We start from the raw sequence: 22,372 nt of genomic DNA on the forward strand, positions 1-22,372 counted from the left end.
TAGCTATATTTGACTTTTGTTGAACAGCACAATACCCTAACCTGTATGGATAGCATTTATTTCTGGATAATTTTTAACGCCTTTGTAATTGTGCTGCTCGTTCTGGACCTCTTTGTTTTCCACCGCAAAGAGCATGAGGTAAAGATAAAGGAGGCCCTGCTTACCAGCCTGTTCTGGATCGTGCTGGCGCTTGGGTTCAACGTGCTCATCTACTTCTGGAAAGGTGAGCAACCCGCCATGGAGTTCCTCACGGGTTATCTCATAGAGAAATCGCTGAGCGTGGATAACCTCTTCGTCTTCATCCTGATATTCAACTACTTTAAGGTACCGTTAAGGTATCAGCACAACCTGCTGTTCTGGGGTGTGTTCGGGGCGCTGGTGCTGCGGGCCATTTTCATACTTGTGGGGGTGGCGCTTATTGCCAAGTTCCACTTCCTGCTCTACATTCTGGGTGCCTTCCTGGTATACACGGGCGTTAAAATGGCCTTCTCTAAGGATAGTGACGTGGACCCGGAGCACAACCCGCTGGTGAAGTGGGCCAGCAAGCATATCCGCATTACCAAAACAGCTGTGGGTGGCAAATTCTTCACCAAGATAAACGGAAAGTGGTTCGCCACGCCGCTTTTCCTGGTGCTGATCATGATCGAGAGCACAGACGTGGTTTTCGCTGCTGATTCCATTCCGGCCATCATAGCCATCTCCAAGGATCCGTTTATCGTGTACACCTCCAACGTGTTTGCCCTGCTGGGGCTGCGCGCTTTATACTTTGCGCTGGCCGGCATCATGCAGCTGTTCCATTACCTGCATTACGGGCTGTCGCTCATTTTAGCCTTTATCGGGGTTAAGCTGCTGCTCGGCGCCAGCGATATCTACCACATAGACATGCGCTATGCACTTATTGCCGTGGGGGCTATTCTGGCTGTATCCATTGCTGCCTCACTCATGTTCCCTAAAAAAGAAAGCGAGCTGCCAGAGCCGCCTATTAAGGAGTAAAGCACTGGTTTTTAAAGTATAAATCTTCCAAATTCATCCCGCAAAAGAAAAATATTTTTGGGCAAAAACTTGCTTTATTGGTTATCAAAACTTTATACTTGCTAAAAATATAGACAAAGACATGCTTCAACTACTGGCCTGCATTTATACGAATTCCTTTAAGGTGCCTCACACGGGGCTTCCGAGGTAATGTATTTGTGCACTGTAAAGAGTTGTAAGATATAGACCACCAAGGGAGCCCCGCCACAAGCGGGGCTCTTTTGTTTTAAGCTAGTTTCGAACTAAAACCAACCAAAACAAGAAGAAGATTTTTTAACATGCCAAGACCATGAGAGCAAGTAGAACACCGATCAATGTAGCACAGAAAAGCAGCTTCCGACACGCAGACGGCAGCCTGGTGCTGATTGCGGGACCATGCAGTGCCGAGAGCGAAGAACAGATGCTGAAGACAGCCCAACAGCTAAAAGCCATTAAGGGAATTAATGTGCTAAGGGCGGGGATCTGGAAATCGCGCACACGCCCTAATTCGTTCAAGGGTGTCGGTACGGTGGGGCTACAGTGGCTCGAAATGGTGAAAAAAGAAACCGGCCTGCGCACCACCTGCGAAGTGGCCAATGCACAGCATGCCGAGGAGGCCATGAAGTATGGCGTAGACATCCTGAGCATCAGCGGTCGTGCTACGGTAAACCCTTTCGCCATGGAGGAAATAGCCGCTGCCCTGAAAGGCACCAACATTCCTGTGCTGGTAAACAACCCGGTTTACCCTGATTTAGGCCTGTGGCTGGGTGCCCTGGAGCGCCTGAACCAAGCCGACATTACCGACCTGGGCCTGATAAACCGAGGCTTTGCCGCCGATGAGCAGTACCCGTACCGCAGCCACCCGCGCTGGGACCATATGCTGCAGCTGCAGGAGATGCACCCGGAGCTGCCTATACTTTGCGATGCCGCCCACATTGCCGGCCGCCGCAGCCTGCTGTACCCTGTGAGCCAAAAAGCGGTAGACTTGGGCGTGGATGGACTGCTGTTCGAGTCGCACATGAACCCGGCGGCGGCGCTTAGCAGCCCACAGCAGCAGCTGATGCCACAGGAACTGGACCTGCTCATCAACGCCATTGAGTCTAAGGTGAAGTTAGACGGCACAAACCATTTGGTGGAGCAGCTCGACGACCTGAGCCAGCAGATGGACAGCGTCGATAAAGCCTTGGTAGATTTGCTGCTTCGCCGCCGCGAGGTGTCGCAGAAGATAAGCCTGCACCAGATGGGCGATGTGCAGGAGAGCCTGCAGGTAAGCCGCTGGCAGCGCGAGCTGGATGCCTGGCTGCAGCGCGACGACTACACCGACATGGACAGCACCTTTGTGAGAACGCTGATGGAGGCGCTGCAGCAGCACCGCCAGAGCCCGGAGGGAGGCATAGGCTCTACAGCCGTAGCTTAGTAAAATTTGATGACAGATAAAGTATAAACCGATGCCGCACAACACATTTTATTTTAGCTATTACTTTTTTGGTTCTCCGCCGGGGCTCCACAGGTAATGCTATTGTGTTTGCGAAACGCATCAAAGTATAAACCGGAGAAGCCCCGCCACCAGCGGGGCTTTTTCTTTTTCACCACCTCACCAAACAACCATGCACAAAACAAGAATCGCCATCCAGGGAGGCCCAGTCTCCTTCCATGATGCAGCCGCCAGGCAGTTGCTTACCGGTAAAACAATAGAAACAGTAAACTGCACCACCTTCCGCAGCCTTTGCTCGGCATTGCAACAGGACGGGATAGATGCCGCTGTGATGGCCATCGAGAACACGCTGGCCGGGAGCCTGCTGCCGAATTACACCTTATTGCTGGAGCACCACCTGCACATTGCGGCAGAGCTTTGGCTATCCGTAGACCAGAACCTGATGGCGCTGCCAGGGCAAAGTATAGCTGACATCTGCACTGTAGTGTCGCACCCGGTGGCGCTGGCGCAGTGCAGCGGCTTTCTGCAGCAGCACCCGCACCTGCAGCCCCGGGAAATGCACGACACCGCCGATAGCGCCAAGATGATACAGGAGCAGCAGCTGCAAAACACAGCCGCTATTGCAGGAAAAGCAGCCGCTGAGTTATACGGGTTGGATATCTTGGCGGAAAACATGGCCGATACTACAGACAACCACACCCGTTTCCTGCTGCTGCAGCGCGAGCAGCCCGCTGTGCCTGCCGCTGCCGACAAGGCCATACTTACCTTCCGAAAGCCCCTCCATACCTCAACCCTCACGCTCCTCCTGAGCCTGCTGCAGAAGCACCAGGTAGAGCTCACGCTGCTGCAAACCTTGCCATCAACGGATAACAGGGGAAGTATGGTAGCTGAAGTGGAGGCCGAACATGTGGCCCAACTGCAGGAAGCCATTGCACACATCAAGCCGCTGGTGGAAGAGCTACAGGTGCTGGGGATATTGCAGAAAGCCGCTCGTCCGGCATTAGCAATTACAGAAAAAGAAACGGCAGCCATACTTTAAAATGATGATCATACCCAAAGCAGACAGGCTACAGCAGGTGCAGGAGTACTACTTCTCGCGAAAGCTGGCGGAGGTGCGGGCACTGCAGGCGCAGGGCAAACACATCATCAACCTCGGCATCGGCAGCCCTGACTTGGCTCCCTCTGAGGCTACCGTAGAGGCACTAACAACCTCAGCACGGCAGGCAAACAGCCACGGCTATCAGCCTTACAACGGCACAGCTAAACTAAGAAAGGCCATGCAGCAGTGGTATGCACAAGTGTACATCGTAGAGCTACAGGAGCAGGAGGTGCTGCCGCTGGCAGGCTCCAAGGAGGGCATCTTCCATATCTCCATGGCTTTCCTAAACCCCGGCGACAAGGTGCTGGTGCCCAACCCCGGCTACCCGGCCTATGCTGCGGCGGCCCGTTTGGCGGGCGCGGAAGCAGTAAGCTATACTTTGGCGGAGGATACCGACTGGCTTCCGCAGCGGGATGAACTAGAGGCGCTGGTAGCACAGGGCAATTTTAAACTGATGTGGATCAACTACCCGCACATGCCAACTGGCACCGCCGCCGCAACTCATACTTTGGAATGGCTGGTGAGGTTCTCACAACAGCACCGCCTGCTGCTCATCAATGATAACCCTTACAGCCTGGTGCTGCCACAGCAGGAAACACTCAGTCTTTTAAGTATAACCGGGTCGAAAGAGAACTGTCTGGAGCTGAACTCGCTGAGCAAATCACATAACATGGCGGGATGGCGCGTGGGCATGGTGCTGGGGCGGCAGGAGTACCTTTCCGCCATACTTGCCGTGAAAAGCAACCTCGACTCAGGCCAGCTGCTGCCGGTGCAGGAGGCTGCCATTGCCGCCCTGCAAAACAGTACCGTCTGGCATGCGGAGCGCAACGCAGCATACTCCCAAAGGCAGCAGCTGGCACATAAGCTCCTCAACCAACTGGGCTGTTCTTATCAGCAAAACCAGGCGGGCATGTTTGTGTGGGCGCGCGTGCCGGAGGAGATAACAGACGTGGAAGTATACCTCGACGAGCTATTGCACGAACAAGGCATCTTCCTGACGCCCGGCAAGATTTTCGGAAGCCAGGGCGAGCGCTACCTTCGTGTGTCGCTTTGCGCCCCTGCCGAACAACTCCAAGAAGCCATCAACAGAATCAAATCATCCACAGAAATCTTAACCGAAGTATAACCATGACTACTACAACCAACCATCTTAAAACAGTTGCTACAACCAAAATCCTGAATGGCGGCCCGCTGCCAACAGTTATTGCCGGCCCCTGCAGTGCCGAGAGCGAGGAGCAGATGCTGCAAACGGCGCGCGAGCTGAAGAAAGACCACCGGGTATCCATTTTCCGGGCAGGCATCTGGAAGCCCCGTACCCGCCCGGGCTTGTTCGAAGGAGTGGGAACCGTGGGGCTGGAGTGGCTGCAAACGGTGAAGCAGGAAACAGGGCTGCAGACTGCCGTGGAAGTGGCCAACACGCAGCACGTGGAGGAGGCGCTGAAGTATGGTGTGGATATACTTTGGGTGGGCGCGCGCACCACTGTTAACCCTTTCTCGGTGCAGGAAGTGGCCGACGCGCTGCAGGGAGTAGGCATTCCGGTGATGGTGAAAAACCCCGTGAACCCGGATATCCAGCTTTGGCTGGGTGCCCTGGAGCGCCTGAATCGTGCAGGCATCACCGACCTGGGACTGATCCACCGCGGCTTCTCCACCCCCAGCAACAAACCGTACCGCAACCACCCCAAGTGGCAAACCATACAGGAGATCCGAAGCCTGGCCCCTGGCATCCCGCTGCTCTGCGACCCCAGCCACATTGCCGGCCGCCGCGACCTGCTGGAGACGGTGAGCCAGCAGGCACTTCACCTGGGCGCCGACGGCCTGATGATAGAAACGCACACTAACCCGGACTTGGCCCTGAGTGATGCCGCCCAACAGGTAACGCCGGCCGGGCTGGATAAGCTACTTACCGTGCTGGACCTGGAGTCGGAGCGGGTAGCACAGCCGGAACAGCTGCAGGACCTACGCAGCCTCATCGATAAGCTGGACAGCGAGCTGCTGAACGTGCTTTTCCTGCGGGCTGATGTGTCGAAGCGGATCGGGGAGTACAAACGCGCCAACGCACTGGATATTTACCAGGCCAGCCGCTGGCAACAGATACTGGAAAACAGGCTGAAAACTGCCGGTGATATAGGCCTGGATGAGGATTTTGTAAAAGCGATCTTTGACAGCATCCACAGCTTCTCACTTGGTATTCAGAATGAGGTGTATGCTGCACCGGCAGTGTCTAAACCAGTAGCACAACAGTAGGTTTCTAATGTAGAGTAGCTGCCCCGAGTATACTTCCGTCGAATTTTAGGAGCGATGTAAGGCACGTTTTGTACCTTTGTATTGTTGCAAAACAGCAACATTTACCAAGAAATCCGTTTTAATGAAAACTCCAATCTCGCGCCTGCGCACGGTGGGCATTTACGAAGGCTTGTCTTACCTTATTTTGCTGGGTATCGCGATGCCATTAAAGTATATGTTTGATATGCCTCTGTTTGTAAAGTATGTAGGCTGGGCACACGGTGTGCTGTTTGTGCTCTACATGCTGGCACTGTTGCAGGTAACGCTGGTGCACAACTGGGGCTTTAAGAAAGTAGCGGCTGGCTTTATTGCCTCGCTCCTGCCCTTCGGCCCTTTTATTCTGGACAAGAAGCTGCTGGATAAAGAGGAAGCCGCAGCGAAAGAACAAAAACAGGCACAGGTAGCGTAAGCTGCTTTTTTATACTTTGCACACGGCCCATTTGCTACTGTAGCAGGTGGGCCGTGTGCTTTTTTACTTGCTGCTGTTTGATAAATCGTTTTAGAGGCGACTCTTCTTTTTCTTGAACTCTTTTTTACTGTACTCCCATTCTGGCCCTTCTGGCGCAAGTCTTCAGGCTTGTGTCCTTTTATGGTGTTGAGTTTGTAACGCAACTGGCTCGGAGAACCATACTTATACTTTGGCTACCCTTTATACTTATGAGTTTATACCTCCTGCTGTTCCGGACATCCCTGTCTGGAACTCACTCTGCCGCGGATTTCCTAGTCCGCATACTTATACTTGCTTAGCCGCTGCTTTCTGCAACCTGAGCCAAGTTATCCTTGCTAGCTGCTGCTGATCCTCAGCCTTACAAGCATCCTTTTCCATTTCCGGCCTTGGCTCCCTCCAGCCCGGGAGGGCTCGTCTTCCCGCATCGCGCTGGGACCTTTTCCTGCCCTCGTGCCTCGGGCTGCCTTCGCTCCCGCTCGGCACCGGAAAAACTCCAAAGGCGCTCAACGGGAAGACTGGGATCAGTTTGATAGCCTAAGCTGATGCAACATGAACCGGACTCCCTCTCCTGTTTTGGGGGTAGGGGCCCTCGAGAAAAGGAGAGGGCTGGGGTGAGGTAAATTCCCCTCCTCGGAGGGGCTAGGGGTGGGTTCATACTTTTGCTGATGACATCCAACCCCAACTATGGAACTTACACTTCAACATCAGTAATTACAGGCTCCCCGCCTTAGACAAGGAGGGGCTAGGGGTGGTTGGATAATCGCCTGCTGAAATTCCCCTCCTCGGAGGGGATAGGGGTGGGTTTACACCTTCGTAGGGACAGGTCGCGACCTGCCATTATGCAAATTGTACTTTAGCCGAAGCAGCAGCAGAATCCCCTACCTTGGACAACCGAGAACGCGAGTTCGAAGGTAGCGAGCGCAGCTATGAGGGGCAGAGATGGTTGGAACCGATGCAGAAGAAGTTCACCGAAGTCCCCTCACTCAACCACCTTCTTACGCGCCTCCGCCTGCGCTATGATACTGGAAGCCAACAGCTGCAGCGCGTGGTAGATCATGATGGGCAACAATATGATTCCCACCATATTTCCTCCCGGGAACAATACCTTCGACATTACAGTGCCGTGCACCAGCGACTTTTTGGACCCGCAGAAAATGGCTGTAATCTGGTTCTCGCGGGCAAAGCCCAGCAGTTTGGTGATGCCGTAGATGATGCCGTACATCAGGAAAAACAGCCCGATCATAGCCACGCCAAGTATAAGTATATCTGTTACGCTGTAGCCGCTGAACATCTTGCGCGCAAATGATTCTGAGAAGGAAGTGAACACGATCATCAGAATAATGACCTGGTCGAACACGCGCAGGCGTCCTCTGTTGCGCTCAGCAAAAGCTCCCCAGTAGCGGTGCAAAAGTATGCCCAGCACCACCGGCAGCAGCACCTGCAGCACCAGTTTACCCATCACGCTTCCCATATCGAAGCCCTCGGTGCTGGTCGTCAGGAACAGGCCCATCCAAAGCGGCGTGATAAAGATACCCATCAGGCTGGAGATGCTGGCATTGAAAATAGCCCCTGGGATGTTGCCTCCCGCTATCGACACCATCACCACCGACGAGGAAACCGTAGAGGGCAGCGCCGCCAGGTAAAACACACCCAGCCAAAGTAGCTCCTGCGGCGTATCCTGAAACAATTTATGCAGCGGCAGAATAAGCAGCGGGAAAAGTATGAATGTGCTTAGCTGCACCACCACGTGCAGCTTCCAGTTGCTCAGGCCCACCTTCAGCTTCTCGGGGCTCAGGCGCAGGCCGTAGAAAAAGAAGATAACAGATACGCCATAGTTGGCCACATCGCCCAACGACACCGGCTCCCGGTCCACGCCCAGCTCTGGCAACAGGTAAGCCAGCACAATCATACTTAGCAGGGCCAGCAGAAACCAATCCAGGCCTACGCGTGCCGCCAGCGCTCCGGCCCAAGGTATCAGGCCGATGGGTTGCGATTTGCCGTTCTCTTCTTTTTTCATCATCGCAAGTATACGCAATACTATACTTTTTAAAAGCAAACAGCCCCTGCAACTATGGCTACAGGGGCTGTTTTTATACTTTAGTAATTTAAAAGTCCAGCATATCGATCGTTTCCAACTCAAACTGGCTGGTGTCTTCTTCCACCATCGAGGTATCCGGGGCGGTCACGATCAGATCCCGGGCGCGGCCGTAGAGGCGCACGTTCGGGTACAGGTTCTCGTACTCTTCCTGCGAGATCAAACCGCGGCGGCGCATAATGCCCCCGATCATGCGGTAGTAGCCAGACTTCCAGCTACGCAGGTTGCCGGCGCTGTCGAAGGACGAGCGGTAGCGTTTAGGGCTTGGGATGATGCTGGTCAGGAAGATGGCCTCCGCCAGGTTCAGTTCCGAAGGCTGTTTTCCAAAGTAGAAGCGGGAGGCATCCTTGGCGCCGTATACATCCGGCCCCCACTCAATAATGTTCAGGTATACTTCAAACAGGCGGTTCTTCGATACCAGGTCCAGGTTCTCGATCATCCACACAATAATGGCCTCCTCTACCTTTCGGGCAATCGTTTTCTGGCGCGTCAGGAACACGTTTTTCACCAACTGCATGGAGATGGTACTACCGCCACGTGCAAACTCGCCCTCCTTCAGGTTCTTGATGATGGCCTGCCGGAATGCCTCCTCATGAAAGCCGTTGTGGTTGTAGAAGCCGGCATCCTCGGCGGTAAGTATGGCATTGCGCAAGTATGGCGATATTTGGCTGATTGGGGCATAAAACGGGTTAGCCGGCCCTACAGTAAATGTCCGGATCGGCTTGCCATACTCAAACATGGTATGGGTAAACGAGCTGTTTATCTTCTCGATGTTGGTATTGCCCCATTGCACGATCTTAAAGTCCTCGGAGGCATCCAGGTCAGAGTCAAACACCACCTGCTCCAGGCTGTCCATGTTCACATGAAACTTCAGGTCGTACTGCAGCCAGCCCTCGGCCTGTATCCCCTCCAGGTTTTCGAAGAGGCCGGATGGCAGGGAGTTGAAGAAATCGTTGCCAGGTACCTGCTCTGTCTTTACCTTGAGGTCGATGATTTTAGAGGTCTCGTTCTGATAAGAGGCGTAGAGGTTGGCCTTGGCCTTGTTCACGCGCACCTCCGTCAGGCTGTCTATCACGTACAGGTTCGGCCCGAGCGTCACCACGTAGTCAACGGCACCTTCGGCAACGTGCACATCCTCTGCCGCAACCTTCGGATGGTTGAGGACAAGGTTATTCACCATGGCTTTGCCGCGCACGGTTAGCTTATCGTTGCGGAACTTCTTATCCTCCAGGCTTACGTGCAGGGTATCAAAAGCAACTTTAGCATCCAGCTTCTGCTGCACATACGGCAACCGGATTCCCGCCGTGTCGGCGGTGTAAAGGCTGGCCGAGATATTGTAATCGCCGGGGTCTATGGTGCCTTTCACAAGCAGGTTGTTTACCAGCGAATCAGTACGCATGTACACCTCCGACTCAATATCCCCGTCATCTATCAGCAGGTAGGGCATCCGTACATCAATGGTGCGGTTGGTGGAAGTATAGGAGGCGTTGAGATTCTTGAAGTCTACCTGGTCCGGCACGTTATCAAAAGCGGTCTCGATAAGGCGGTTGAGCAGCTGGCCATAGTTGCGGCCGGTAGCGGTGGTATCTTTTGGCTGCGGCGCTTTCTCATCCTTTTTGAGAAGGAAGTCATAGTTCGTCTCATCGCCTTTCTTCACCGCTGTCAGGTAGCTGTCGTTCACCTCCAGTCGCCTGAACACGATGCGGCCCTTAAACAGCGATCGGAAACCAACGGTAGCATGCACGCTGTCGGTTGTAAACAGGGTGTCCTTTTTAAGCGGCACCAGCGATATATCGCTTAGCACCACAGAGTTCCAGTCTACAAACTCTGCGTTTCCGATTTTAAAATCGACCGGGTACCTGGCCTCCACCTTGCCAATAACGCGCTCTATGGTATAGTTTAACAGGCGGCTCCTAAAGGCGAAGAGCAGCACAAAAAGAAGTACAAAGAAGGCCAGCACGCCGCCAACCCATATAAAGATTTTATTTTTCAAACGATGGTCCAAAGTATAATCTAATGCGAATTAACTAATAAGATCTGTATCTAAAAAAGTAGTGCTTATTTATAGAGAGTTTATACTATATATCCATTCCTGAATTAGTATATATTTCTATTTTCTCCAACTAGTACGGCTACGGCCCCGATAGGATATGCCAACCGCCCCCTCCGCTACAAGCATAATGCCAAAAACAATTGACACACAACACATTAACCATCCTAACCCTTAATAAGTTGCGCTTAATAATGCTGGAGGCGGTGCCCTTATAGCGGCTATGAAGTATAAACGGGCGCAGAGTTGGCTTCGTGTGGCAAAGCTGTGTATCTTTGAGCAGGAGAACCACATCCCCTTTACCATGAACCTGACAACACTAACCGCTATCTCGCCGGTGGATGGTCGCTACCGCCGCCACACCAGCGAACTTGCCCCCTATTTTTCAGAGTTTGGCCTTATCCGCTACCGTGTGCTGGTGGAGGTAGAATACTTTATCGCGCTTTGCGAGCTGCCGCTGCCACAACTGCAGGAGGTTAACGCCTCCCTGTTCCCGGAATTGCGTGCCATTTACGAGAATTTTACGGAGCAGGACGCCCTGACCATCAAGGAAACGGAGAAAACCACAAACCACGACGTAAAGGCGGTGGAATATTTTTTGAAGGAGAAATTTGATCAGCTGGGTCTGAGCGGGTACAAAGAGTTTATCCACTTCGGGCTTACCTCCCAGGACGTGAACAACACCGCCATTCCGTTCTCGCTGCGCGAGGCGCATGAGCGTGTGCTGCTGCCAACATACCAGGATATACTTCAAACCCTGCAGGGGCTGGCGCAGCAATGGAAAAGTATACCAATGCTGGCGCACACCCACGGACAGCCGGCCTCTCCTACCCGCCTGGGCAAGGAGATCATGGTGTTTGCAGAGCGCCTGCAGCGACAGCTAGACCTGCTGCGCCAGGTGCCTTTCTCGGCTAAGTTTGGGGGCGCTACCGGTAACTTTAACGCGCATCACGTAGCTTACCCAAGTATAAACTGGCCGGAGTTCGGCAACCGTTTTGTGCAGGAAGGGCTTGGCCTAACCCGCAGCCAGTACACCACGCAGATAGAGCACTACGACAACATGGCCGCCTATTTTGATGGCCTGAAGCGCCTGAACACCATCCTGTTGGATTTCTCCCGCGATGTGTGGCAGTACGTTTCCATGGGCTACTTTAAGCAGAAGATAAAGGCCGGTGAGGTAGGCTCCTCCGCCATGCCGCACAAGGTAAACCCAATCGATTTTGAGAACGCTGAGGGCAACCTGGGCATCGCGAATGCCTTGCTGGAGCATTTATCGGCTAAACTGCCCATCTCCCGCTTGCAGCGCGACCTCACGGACTCTACCGTGCTTCGCAACGTGGGTGTGCCGCTGGCGCACGCGCTAATCGCTTTAAAGTCTTTAGAGAAAGGTATTGGCAAGCTGGAGCTGAACGAGGCTGCCCTGCACGCTCACTTGGAGGACAACTGGGCCGTGGTGGCCGAGGGAATCCAGACGGTGTTGCGCCGCGAGGGCTATCCGCAGCCATACGAAGCCCTGAAAGAGCTGACCCGCAAAAATGAGAAGATGACCGAAGAGCGCATCCATACTTTTATCGATACACTACAGGTAAGCGACGAAGTGAAGGCGGAGCTGAAGCAGATTTCTCCGTTCAATTACACAGGCGTGGAGCAGCTGGTGTGAGTGTAGGGAAAGTATAAAAGTATAAATCCCCGGCAGCTTTGGCTTCCGGGGATTTTCTTTTTAGCTGGATTTATACCCTCATCAACTTAAAGCTGCGTCATGAAGCCTTTTAAAATTTTGTACAAAGCCTGAACCCATCCTAGGAGGGGAATCTGCCTATACCGCTGCTCTTCCGGACCTAGAGGTCCGGAAGAACTCTGCCGGGGATGTCCGCATCCCCTTTTTTTGGTTTATGCGGACAATGATGTCCGAAACAGCAGATCTTACTATTCACACACGACGCTTCGACTCATCATTTTTCCATTGGTCAGGTCTATCTTATTCCCGTTGCCATCATACAGTTTAGCACTAAACTCAGTAGTGGTTATTTTTTTCGAATTTTTATCCTTGGTGTTGCTTATATGCTCCACAATACGGAAGCTGCTCCCTGTCTGGTCACCGCTCCCAAAATCTGAGCTCCATACTTTCCCGTCTACGTCTGTGTACCGGATCAAAACACCGTCTATAACACGCTCATCCGAAGTAGTTTCCAAGTTGCCAAAGGTATAGGAGCTTACTTTAAACATTTCCTCTACCTGTGAGCAGCTTTTTATACAGGTCTCAGACCATTTGATAAAAGAAACCTCTAGCGATTTTCGCATATCTGCTCCCTTCAGGCGCATTGCCTGTCTGCTGACACAGCCTGTAGTTTTGGCTGGCCCGTAATAAGCGCCAGCTTCACTCACATAGCCATCCTTACCTTCCGGTAGGAACAGGGATTTGCCGTTCATGTCGGCCTCGAAATAAAGATCGGTGTTTAAAGCACTTTCTGTACCAGGTTCAGTATCCTCTTTATCGCAGCCACTGATACCAATTACACAAAGTAGTGCCAGCATGGTGGCGAAAAGCTTGTTTGTTTTCATAAAAAATACATTAAGAGTTTGATTAATATATAAATATTACGATTTACTAATTAACGCCATAGTTTTAACTCTTATTGTATTTTTTCTATAGATTTTAATCTTTTATTACTATCAAACAAACTACTCCTCTTAAAGAATGCAGCTAGTGAATTTTAATTACATACCTGAGTCTGAAAAGCTACTTCTGCTAGACCAGTATGTTCCTTCTGCTGCAGGTGTTTTGATTTACAGGTTTTGCTTTAGGTCGTGGATAAGGAAGTACTTCAGCGTAAAGCGTTCCTCTCTACCGGGTTCATACTTGGCCGAGCGTGGCTCCACCTCAAAATCGCTTTCATTAAAGGGTTTGTAGAAGTGAATGTTCTCTGAAGTATACGGCAACTGCTGGTACGTTACGCCTGCCGCCGCCGCCAGTTCTGCCATACTATAATCGCGCTCGCCGAGCAGGGCTTTCGCCTGCTTGCCAGTAAAATCCTGCTGCAGCAGGTGTTGAGCGGCCGTATGCGCCACTTCGTAAGAGGAAATGTAAGGCAGCTTCAGATCCGGCAGGTAAGGCGTGTGGAGTCCCCAATTTAGGTTCTCGAAGAAGTTGCCGCAGCGCAGGTGCAGCAGGTGCTGTGGCAAACACTTATTCAACTCCTCCTCCAGCGCCACCAGGCCTGTGGGTTTGCCTGCTCTTCTGATAATGCTGTTGCTGATGTTGACGATATGCGTAACCGCTGTACCCTGCAGCAGACGCGCCAGCCGGCGAGCCGTGGCGGACACATCAGAAAAGACATCGTTTGGTACAGTTAGGAACAGGCTGCTGGCTTTCTGGAGCGCATGGTGCAGAAAAACATCATCGCTAAAATCACCTTCCAAAATTTCTGCTTTGCCTTCAAACCGGCTCAGGCGGCTCCGGCTGCGGCCCACCACTCCTACCTGCGCGCCTTGGGCTACTAGTTCCTGCGCCACCTTGCCGCCAATGTTGCCACCGGCGCCCAGCACCAGTATATAATTACTTTCCATAGTTTTATGTTGTAGCTAATCGTGATTCTGTGGCAAAGTAACTTCTTCCTCTTTATACTTGATACAGTATCAGACATATGGCAATACTTAACTGATAGAAAGCAGCTAACGCTACCAGGGAAGGCCGTTCAGGTGAATGTGTTTGGGAAAGAAAAATCCCTGTTCCGGCGGCGAAAGTAGCATAACATTGGAGTCGTAGCGTTGCTCACCCGTTGGCTGGTGGTAGTATAAAGCGTATTCATCAAGCTTGTACCAACCTAAGCGGCTGTAGAACAGCAATAAATCATCAGCGCAAAGCAACATCCCGAAAGTACAGTCAAGCTCACCAAAGATAAACATCTCCGCCTCACGCAGCACCTGACTGGCGAAACCTTTGCCACGGTAGCTTTTTGGCGTGATCACGTTATTAATGCCAGCCACTTTATACTCCTGCCCATCCATACTTACATCACGTAGCACCACATGGCAAACCGTGGCTATCTCGCCGTGCTCATACTTCGCCAGCACCCAATCCGGCAGCGCCCACTCACGCTCCTGCACAAAAGGCACATGGCCAAACTGCTCCTCCACTAAACGGCTAAGCGTACTTCTTACAAAAGGGTTTAGCTCACTATATTTCTCTTTTATGATCATCAGCTAACTAACTATTATTAGGCTTTGAGCTGCACTGGAAAACGGAGGCTACTGATTTTTACTTTCAATTTATCTGGCAAGCCATACATGGCCTGCGTAAACAGCTATCAATTTAATCTCTATTTATACTTAGTGATGTTCTAGGGAAGTATGTTGATCTTATCTAAAGTAAAGTTAGACTAAGGCTGCAACTCCATCACGCAGCTCATCTCGCCGACATAACGCCCATCTACCAATCAAAATATCATAATCTTAGATAAATCAGCTGAACCGAGGTTAGGCATTGGCTGCAGTGCTCCCCTCCATAGTTGCAAGACCTCTAGAGGCAAACCGTTAATTTACCACACATATGATCTGCAGGTTTACCTTGCGCCCCACCATAAAACTGCCAAACTTATCGCCAATGTTAAAATCCTTACGGTTCAGGGTCAGTTGCCCATGCAGCACCATCCTGTCGCCATCCCCGGAAACTGTGAACGGAATCGTAACCTCCCGTGCCATGCCCCTGACCAGCAGCACGCCGGTAGCTACATACCCGCTCCCGCGGACTTCGATATTAGTTGAGGTAAACATGGCTCGTGGATACTTCTCCACATAAAAGAAATCCTCGCTACGCAAGTGATTATCGCGCTTTTCGATACCTGTGTCTACACTGGCCACGTCTATAGCAGCCTGCATGCGGGAAGCGGTTAGTTGCTGCGGGTTAAAGTATACCGTGCCTGTTATTCCAGTAAATCTGCCCTCAACGGTGTTAACACCCATATTAGACACCTCAAACTTTATGATTGATTTTTGCGGGTCTATACTTTGCGGGAAGCCAGCCAGACACAGCAGGCAGAAAAATAAGGTAAACAGGTGTTGTTTCATCATCCGTAGAAAAACGTACACTATTTCTACGCAAAAACTTTAGGTCAGAAGGAGGCTGCCTATACTTTCACCCTCTCCGCCAGTTCCCACACGGCCTGCACAAAGCGGCTCCAGCTAAAGCGTTTTTTATACTTCGTGATGTTCTCGGAAAGTATGGCTCCTGCGCCCGAAGTATAAAACTGATGAATGGCAGCGGCAATGGGCTCCGGCTGCGGCTGCACCACATAACCCACCTCGCCGTGCGGCACAAGTTCTGACAGACCTCCTACGCGCGTTACCACCATCGGCTTGTCAAAGTGGTAAGCTACCTGCGTTACGCCGCTCTGGGTAGCGTGTTTGTATGGCTGCACCACCAGGTCGGCGGCGCAGAAGTAATGACGTACCTCGGCATTAGGAATAAAATCAGTACGAAGTATAAGCCTCTCCTGCAGCTGCAGTTGCTCGATAAGATTACGGTATGGCGCGGCATCCTCATAAAACTCCCCGGCCACAATCAGCTTCAGGTTTTGTAGTTCCTGCACCTGAGGGTCGGCCATAGCCTGTAGCAGCAGGTCCAGCCCTTTGTAGGCCCGTATAAAGCCGAAGAAGAGCAGGTAGTTATACTTTGGATCAAAACCCAGGGCAGCGCAGGCTTCCTCTTTAGGCTCGGCCTCGCCAAAATTATCGTAGAGCGGGTGTGGCAGGTAAACGCTCGGTTTCTTCGGCTCAAAGCGCTCCAGGTCCTGCTGCACCGAGCGCGACAGCGTAACAAAGCCGTGGCAGGAGCCGAGGAAGTATTTGGTGAAGGGCACATCACCGGGGCGCTTCTCGTGGGGCACTACGTTATCGGTAATGGCCAGAATGCGGCTATACTTGTTGCTCCGGATGATGTGGGCGATAGTGCCCAGCGCCGGCCCCATAAACGGCAACCAGTAGCGGAAAATAACTAGATCAGGCTTTTGCTTCTTGATGTACCGGCCCGCACGCCACCAACTCAGGGGGTTTATGGAATTGATAAGTACTTTTATAGGTAGCCCAACAGGTGCGGGTTCGTCGGTAATCTGACTCTTGCCCGGGAACAGGAAAGACGGGTATTGCAGGCTAAAGGTAACGATCTCCACCTCGCAGCCGGCCTCCTGAAAGGCATAGGCCAGCCGCTCGTTAAAAGTGGCCATTCCCCCGCCCCGCAGCGGGTGCGCCGGGCCAACTATGGTTACCCGCTTCGCCATTATTTTTTAACGGCCCCTACCCTGTCCCGGATCAGGTACTCATTGCGCTTGCTGGCAGCCATGGAGATCATCTCGGCCAGGAAACCGGCCAGAAAAAGCTGTACACCAAGTATAACTGCCACCAGCGCCAGGAAGAACAACGGCTGATCCACAATATCACGCACTCGGCCCTCTGAATAGAGCCCGAACAGTTTCTGCACGATCAGCCAGATTGTTATACCCAAACCTACCACAAACATAAGCGTGCCCAGCGAGCCGAAGAAGTGCATCGGGCGCTTTTTAAAGCGGCTCACAAAAGTGATGGAGAGCAGGTCCAGGAAGCCATACACGAAGCGCTCCAAGCCAAACTTGGTGGTGCCATATTTACGCTCCTGGTGCTGCACCACCTTCTCGCCTATCCTGGTAAAGCCGTTCCATTTGGCAATAACCGGGATGTAGCGGTGCATCTCGCCATGTACTTCTATACTTTTTACCAGCAGCTGGCGATACGCTTTCAGACCGCAGTTAAAGTCGTGCAGCTGTATGCCGGATAGCTTGCGTGTAGCGGCATTAAAGAACTTGGTTGGGATTGTTTTGCTAACTGGGTCAAAGCGCTTTTTCTTCCAGCCGCTCACCAGGTCATACTTCTGGTGCTTGATCATGTCATAAAGCGCCGGGATCTCCTCGGGGCTGTCCTGCAGGTCAGCGTCCATGGTAATTACCACCTCACCCTCGCAACGGCGGAACCCCTCGTTCAGGGCCGCAGACTTGCCGTAATTGCGGTTAAAGCTGATGCCCTTTACGGCTTTGTCCTCCTCGCCCAGGGCATGAATCACGTCCCAGGAGCGGTCGGTACTGCCGTCGTCCACCAGAATTACCTCATAAGAAAACTCGTGCGTGTGCATCACTCTCCGGATCCAACGCACGAGTTCAGGCAGCGACTCCTCCTCGTTGAAGAGCGGAACTACTACCGAAATATCGTAAGTGTATTGCATGTTCTATTCAAACTCCGGCCGCGAATTCTTCATGATAGCAGAGATGATCAGCGACAGGATAAATCCAATAATCAACGTAACCACAGCAGACCCCAGTATTATGGCAACAGGGCCCTGGAAATTCTCAGCTATGGCCATGCCAGCGTCAATTTGCTCGTCAGTCATACCCTGCTGCAGCATCTCTACGCGTTGCTTCTCCATTATACGGTTCATGTACTCCGGGTCAACAAACTCCATGTATAACCATGAGAAAGTGCCAGACAGCAAACCGTAGATAACAGAAACAATGGCACCTATTCCCAAGCCCTGACCATAAGAGATAAAACCGTGGTTCTCTGCCTTAAAGTTTTTCATTGCCACCGCAATGCCCCCTATCAGGATAAGATAGGCCAGGCTAGAGATCCAGCGGTTTTCAGCCAAACCAGATACCATCAGCACTAATGTAAAAATAACGCCGATTAGCGCGAAGATGAAGCCCCACTTTAAGGCAACAGATCCAACAGAAGGTTCTTTCTCGATCATGATTTTTTTGTTTATGGTTTAGATGAAATTACTTTCTGAAAAACACAGCAGCCACCAGCGCGAATATGCTGCCCACAATCATCCTCCACAAAAAGAAATCAGCAGCCTGGGTTGAGGGGGTCAGGCTGTTCAAAGCATTGTATACATTCCTATACGATTCCTCCCCCATTAGCTGTATCTGCTGCTCACGCGTCTCCTCCAGCAAAGCCTGCATTTCCGCGATATGGTTTTGCAGAATATCTGGGCCAACAAGGTAAATAAAAACAAAAACGAGCATGGCTGAACTTAGGGCGCTGTAAAATGCCACTGTTAAGCCTACACGTAGCCCTCTGCCAAAATTAAGTTCAGTATCGATATACTTTTTGTAGTTGCGGAGAGCGAGGAAAATAAAGATCGGGATTGGCAGGTAAGAAATCCGCCCCATATCCCCGAAAGGGTTATAGCCGATAAAGTATAAAAGGGCCACCAGTGCAAAGCAAATAAGGCCACTCAGCACACCATACCGTATACCTATCCGCACAATTGTTTGATTAAACATAGTCTCTCCCTTGGGTAAAGCGGCTCTGGGCCTGCCTTATCTAAATATAGGTATAAATATATTAAAAAGAACCGTTGAGCACTAACTGCCCCTTGTGTATTGTTCCCAGCACCTTACCCTTCAGCTCACGGCCAAAGAACGGGCTATTGTATGATTTGGACTTGCTCTTTTCCACTGACGGCAGCCAGGTTTGGTCTGGGGCGAAGATGGTCATATTTGCAGCCTCTCCTACAGCAAGGCGTGCCTCTGGTAAACCAAGTATGCGGCGCGGGTTTACCGTTAGTTTCTCGATGAGCGCCTCTAGCGGCAGCTCCAGGAAAGTGTTTGCCACAGCAAAGGCTGTTTCTAGGTTTATGATGCCGAACTCGGCCAGGTCGAACTCTAGTTTCTTACCCTCCACGTCCTGTGGCATATGTGCTGAAACCAGCGCATCAATGGTGCCGTCTTTCAGACCTTCCTTTATAGCGACAGCATCGGCTGCGCTACGGAAGGGCGGGTTTACTTTATAGTTTGTATCGAAAGGCTCAATGGTCTCATCCGTAAAGGCTGTCTGGTAGCTGGCCACATCGCAGGTCACTTGCAGTCCTTCTGCTTTCGCATTCCGGATAGCCGCTATGGCAGCCGCAGTGGATATAAGTGAGAAGTGCAGTTTGCCGCCTGCATAGCGCAGCAGTTGCAGATCACGGGTCACGGTCACTTCTTCCGCCAAAGCCGGAATCCCTTTCATACCCAATCGGGTGCTGGCTTCCCCTTCGTGCATCTGCCCGTTTTCGGTAAGTCGGGTGTGCTCCGGCCTGTTCATTAGCAAGCCATCAAACGGTTGCAGGTATTGCAGCGCCTTCAGAATAACGTCAGCGCCTTGCAGCGGGTGCGTACCATCGGTAAAAGCCACCGCTCCAGACTGATGCAGGTCGATCATTTCAGTCAGGTCTTTACCCAGCGCATCAACGGTTACGGCGGCGGCAGGCAGAAGTGTTACCGGCAATGTATGGGTTCTGTTTTTGATGAAGTTGATAGCGCCTTTGGTTTGCACTACCGGCTCGGTGTTGGGCAAAAGCAGTACCTCTGTAAAGCCTCCAACAGCGGCAGCGGCGGCAAGGCTTTCCAGGTCTTCTTTATACTCCAGCCCCGGCTCGCCTGCATAGGCATTCATATCCACCCATCCTGCAGAAACAGACAAGCCATCAAGTGAGATCACTTTATCCGCCTCCTGTTCATCCGGGCCAATGTAAGTTATGGCGCCATTCGCTATCAAGATATTCTGCTGTTGCAGATGAAACTCAGACTGTGGGTTGTAAACGGTTGCTGCTCGGAGAAGTACTTTCATGCTAGAGGAATCTAATAAGTGCAATTTCGGCCATCAGGAAAAACAGACACAATATTAGGCAATATTTCCAAAGCTTGACGCCAAAATATCGTTTTTCGAACTCACCTTTCACTGAAAAAGCATCACCGTAATCATATACATGGATATTGGGCCTGTTTTTGCCAACCAAGGCACGCAGTTCGTCAGGGCTGTACTGCTCCAGGTACGATTCGCCTTTCTCATAATTGAAAGCAAGCGTGGCCAGTGTGGAGTCTTGCAGCTGCAAAGTATAGAAGCCGGCCTCATCCATATCAGGGGGTACGTTAAAGTATACTTTCCCGCCCCGCACCTGCTGATCAGGTATAAAAGCCAGCGTATCACGCTTCAGCTCATATACACCTTCTTTACGCATAGCAACTGCTGGCACTTGTATTGTGGCATTGCCTAAAGTATACGCCAGCTGTTGTGTCTGCTTGTAACTGCTTATGGCCAAGCGGTACATCACTGGCACAAAAAGGGCATGATTTGGAAGCGTGCTGAATGCCTCATCGAGGGGTGCCGCCATCAGGTAAACAAAACCATTACCCCTGTCGAAGCGCGAGAGAAAGGGGGCGCCGCCCCTATACTTCAGGATATCATCAGAAGCTCTGGACCAGGCCAAACTTCTAACAGCCCGCGGCATCTGCATATCAGCATCAAAATCAGAGAATATACTTCTGAAGAAAGGGTTATTGGGGTCTGGTGCAGCTAAACTAGTTTTAGTGGCATCAGCACGGGTACCTAAAAAGGAAGCAGGCAGGTTCAAATTCTGCAACAGCGAAGTATAAGCTCCCCTGTTTTCACTGGCAGGTGGAACTACAGCCAGTGTACCACCCTCCTTCACATAGTTTGCCACTGTTGCTGCCAACGCCGCCGGCAACGACTCCACACCATTCAGAACCACGATGTCTGCAGCAGCAAGGGCCGCATAATCAATCGTACCGCTACGGAAAGAAGTATACCTGAAGATACTTTCGTTGCTATATAACTGCTGCAACGTACCCGCCTGTTCGTCCGCAACTTCAACAATAGAGATGGGGGCTGAAGGTGACAGTATAAAATAATAAGTGTTGTCAAATTCTACCGGGTAGTCTTCTACCACTAAATATGCTTTTCGCACACCACCCCCAGATAACCTGAAAGACATAACTGCCTCTACAGACTGCTTGGCTGGCAAATCCAAACTCAAAGCAGATACCTGTTGCTCCTCAATAAACAACTTAACCGGCAGGTCTTCAACAGCTTCTACCCCTGTGTTGGTCAAAAGCACCCGAAGTGTATTCTCTGCTCCAGCTCTTATAAACTCATCCTCCAGGTAAACGGAATCTATGGTAACGTTTGCTGTGCTAGCAGCAGCCATTGGCACCAGGTGTACTTGTGTTAAAGAATCTGAAGCATCCAGAGCAGCAGGTGTGAACGAGTTCTTCTGAAAATCAGAAAGTATGAAAAGATGATTAGCCCCGTTTTTGATAGCAGCAGCTGGCATAAAAGCTTTTGCAGAAAAGCTTATACCATCTAACAGGGCAGCGGCTTCTCCCTTCTGCACAGGAGAACCATGGTTTAAAACCTCTGCAGCGGATAATTTAAATGCTGCTGATGAAGGGAAAAGGCCCGTGATTACTTTGGCCCGGTCAGCAGCAACATGCATTAAAGTAAGATCTTCCTCCTGATGCAGGTTTTGCATACTATAGGAGTTATCAATGGCGATTCCAACGTCAGAATCATCTACAGCCACAACCGCATCTGAAGCCGGAAGAAAAGGCTGAGCAAATGCCAATACCAGAAAAATAACGAAAAGTATACGGGAAAGAAGTATGAGCAAGTCCTTAAGATTCCGCTGGCTTGCCGTAAGATCCTTAGACACCTGAATAAACCTAACATTACTAAACATAACCCGCTTGGCACGCCTTAGCTGCACCAGGTGTAGTATGATAGGAACAGCAACGGCTGCCAGTGCAAACAGGAAGGACGGATACAGAAATGCCATAGCTCAAGTTAACGAGGAGCAGATGAAAAAACAACATGCCCCAAAGCTATACTTGTAAATGGCACCAGGTGTTGGGAGAAAGGGTCGGAATCGGGATTTTACCTGCCCTGCGCAGCGGCGGGAGCCTCATGGAGCCGCCCTAGCCATGCTCCCTCAGTTTGTGTTCTTGGCCAAAAAAAAGAGGACCGTCCCTGTGGGGGCGGTCCTCTTGATGGGTTGGCGGCCACCTACTCTCCCGGGTGTGACCCCAGTACCATCGGCGCACCCGGGCTTAACTGCTCTGTTCGGAATGGGAAGAGGTGCTCAC

General features: G+C 51.6%; 19 protein-coding genes and 1 rRNA gene. 7 read left to right on the forward strand and 13 right to left on the reverse strand.

Annotated features, from left to right (window positions below):
* Window positions 1-45: 45 nt before the first annotated feature.
* The 6 genes from OO017_RS19630 (at window position 46) to OO017_RS19655 (ending at window position 6,240) form a co-directional block, all read left to right on the forward strand.
* Entirely contained in the window at window positions 46-993 is a 948-nt protein-coding gene (locus OO017_RS19630) for a TerC family protein (RefSeq protein WP_266054410.1), read from the forward strand.
* Between the two features lie 328 nt (window positions 994-1,321).
* Window positions 1,322-2,428, forward strand: a complete 1,107-nt coding sequence (locus tag OO017_RS19635; RefSeq protein ID WP_266054411.1) for a 3-deoxy-7-phosphoheptulonate synthase — start codon at window positions 1,322-1,324, stop codon at window positions 2,426-2,428.
* Window positions 2,429-2,618: 190 nt separating this feature from the next.
* Window positions 2,619-3,485: a prephenate dehydratase domain-containing protein gene (locus OO017_RS19640; RefSeq protein WP_266054412.1), complete on the forward strand. Its 867-nt coding sequence runs from the start codon at window positions 2,619-2,621 to the stop codon at window positions 3,483-3,485.
* A 4-nt stretch (window positions 3,486-3,489) separates the two neighbouring features.
* The gene (locus OO017_RS19645) at window positions 3,490-4,671 is read left to right on the forward strand and encodes a pyridoxal phosphate-dependent aminotransferase (protein WP_266054413.1); all 1,182 of its coding nucleotides are present in this window, start codon (window positions 3,490-3,492) and stop codon (window positions 4,669-4,671) included.
* A 2-nt stretch (window positions 4,672-4,673) separates the two neighbouring features.
* On the forward strand, window positions 4,674-5,792 hold the full coding sequence (locus tag OO017_RS19650; protein ID WP_266054414.1) for a chorismate mutase: 1,119 nt from the start codon (window positions 4,674-4,676) through the stop codon (window positions 5,790-5,792).
* A gap of 121 nt (window positions 5,793-5,913) precedes the next feature.
* Window positions 5,914-6,240 carry a DUF3817 domain-containing protein gene (locus OO017_RS19655; RefSeq protein WP_266054415.1) on the forward strand — a complete coding sequence of 109 codons (327 nt, stop codon included), beginning with the start codon at window positions 5,914-5,916 and terminating at the stop codon, window positions 6,238-6,240.
* A gap of 1,018 nt (window positions 6,241-7,258) precedes the next feature.
* On the opposite strand, the gene OO017_RS19660 is transcribed toward OO017_RS19655, so the two are convergent.
* Entirely contained in the window at window positions 7,259-8,296 is a 1,038-nt protein-coding gene (locus tag OO017_RS19660; protein WP_266054429.1) for a bile acid:sodium symporter family protein, read from the reverse strand.
* 88 nt (window positions 8,297-8,384) lie between these two features.
* Complete coding sequence (locus OO017_RS19665; protein WP_266054416.1) at window positions 8,385-10,367, reverse strand: biosynthetic peptidoglycan transglycosylase; 1,983 nt, start codon at window positions 10,365-10,367, stop codon at window positions 8,385-8,387.
* A 361-nt stretch (window positions 10,368-10,728) separates the two neighbouring features.
* On the opposite strand from OO017_RS19665, the gene purB reads away from it, so the two are divergent.
* On the forward strand, window positions 10,729-12,084 hold the full coding sequence (gene purB / locus OO017_RS19670) for an adenylosuccinate lyase (protein ID WP_266054430.1): 1,356 nt from the start codon (window positions 10,729-10,731) through the stop codon (window positions 12,082-12,084).
* Between the two features lie 266 nt (window positions 12,085-12,350).
* Here the strand turns inward: purB and OO017_RS19675 are convergent, their stop codons facing one another.
* The 11 genes from OO017_RS19675 to rrf all read right to left on the reverse strand — a co-directional run.
* Window positions 12,351-12,986: a hypothetical protein gene (locus OO017_RS19675; protein ID WP_266054417.1), complete on the reverse strand. Its 636-nt coding sequence runs from the start codon at window positions 12,984-12,986 to the stop codon at window positions 12,351-12,353.
* A 225-nt stretch (window positions 12,987-13,211) separates the two neighbouring features.
* Window positions 13,212-13,991, reverse strand: coding sequence for an NAD(P)H-binding protein (locus tag OO017_RS19680; protein ID WP_266054418.1), 780 nt, complete (start codon window positions 13,989-13,991; stop codon window positions 13,212-13,214).
* 111 nt (window positions 13,992-14,102) lie between these two features.
* Window positions 14,103-14,624, reverse strand: a complete 522-nt coding sequence (locus tag OO017_RS19685) for a GNAT family N-acetyltransferase (protein ID WP_266054419.1) — start codon at window positions 14,622-14,624, stop codon at window positions 14,103-14,105.
* A 333-nt stretch (window positions 14,625-14,957) separates the two neighbouring features.
* Entirely contained in the window at window positions 14,958-15,494 is a 537-nt protein-coding gene (locus OO017_RS19690; RefSeq protein WP_266054420.1) for a YceI family protein, read from the reverse strand.
* Between the two features lie 56 nt (window positions 15,495-15,550).
* Window positions 15,551-16,699 (reverse strand): glycosyltransferase, encoded by a 1,149-nt coding sequence (locus tag OO017_RS19695; RefSeq protein ID WP_266054421.1) that lies wholly within the window; start codon window positions 16,697-16,699, stop codon window positions 15,551-15,553.
* Window positions 16,699-17,673, reverse strand: coding sequence for a glycosyltransferase family 2 protein (locus OO017_RS19700; RefSeq protein ID WP_266054422.1), 975 nt, complete (start codon window positions 17,671-17,673; stop codon window positions 16,699-16,701). The genes OO017_RS19695 and OO017_RS19700 overlap by 1 nt, the downstream gene beginning before the upstream one ends.
* Before the next feature lie 3 nt (window positions 17,674-17,676).
* Entirely contained in the window at window positions 17,677-18,195 is a 519-nt protein-coding gene (locus OO017_RS19705) for a DUF4199 domain-containing protein (RefSeq protein ID WP_266054423.1), read from the reverse strand.
* 28 nt (window positions 18,196-18,223) lie between these two features.
* Entirely contained in the window at window positions 18,224-18,733 is a 510-nt protein-coding gene (locus OO017_RS19710; protein WP_266054424.1) for a DUF4199 domain-containing protein, read from the reverse strand.
* Between the two features lie 61 nt (window positions 18,734-18,794).
* Complete coding sequence (locus OO017_RS19715) at window positions 18,795-20,060, reverse strand: dihydroorotase (RefSeq protein WP_266054425.1); 1,266 nt, start codon at window positions 20,058-20,060, stop codon at window positions 18,795-18,797.
* A gap of 1 nt (window position 20,061) precedes the next feature.
* Complete coding sequence (locus OO017_RS19720) at window positions 20,062-22,065, reverse strand: BatA domain-containing protein (protein WP_266054426.1); 2,004 nt, start codon at window positions 22,063-22,065, stop codon at window positions 20,062-20,064.
* Window positions 22,066-22,279: 214 nt separating this feature from the next.
* A 5S ribosomal RNA gene (gene rrf / locus OO017_RS19725) occupies window positions 22,280-22,372 on the reverse strand; the annotation flags it as partial.

It is taken from the genome of Pontibacter anaerobius (assembly GCF_026241195.1).
Lineage (GTDB): Bacteria > Bacteroidota > Bacteroidia > Cytophagales > Hymenobacteraceae > Pontibacter > Pontibacter anaerobius.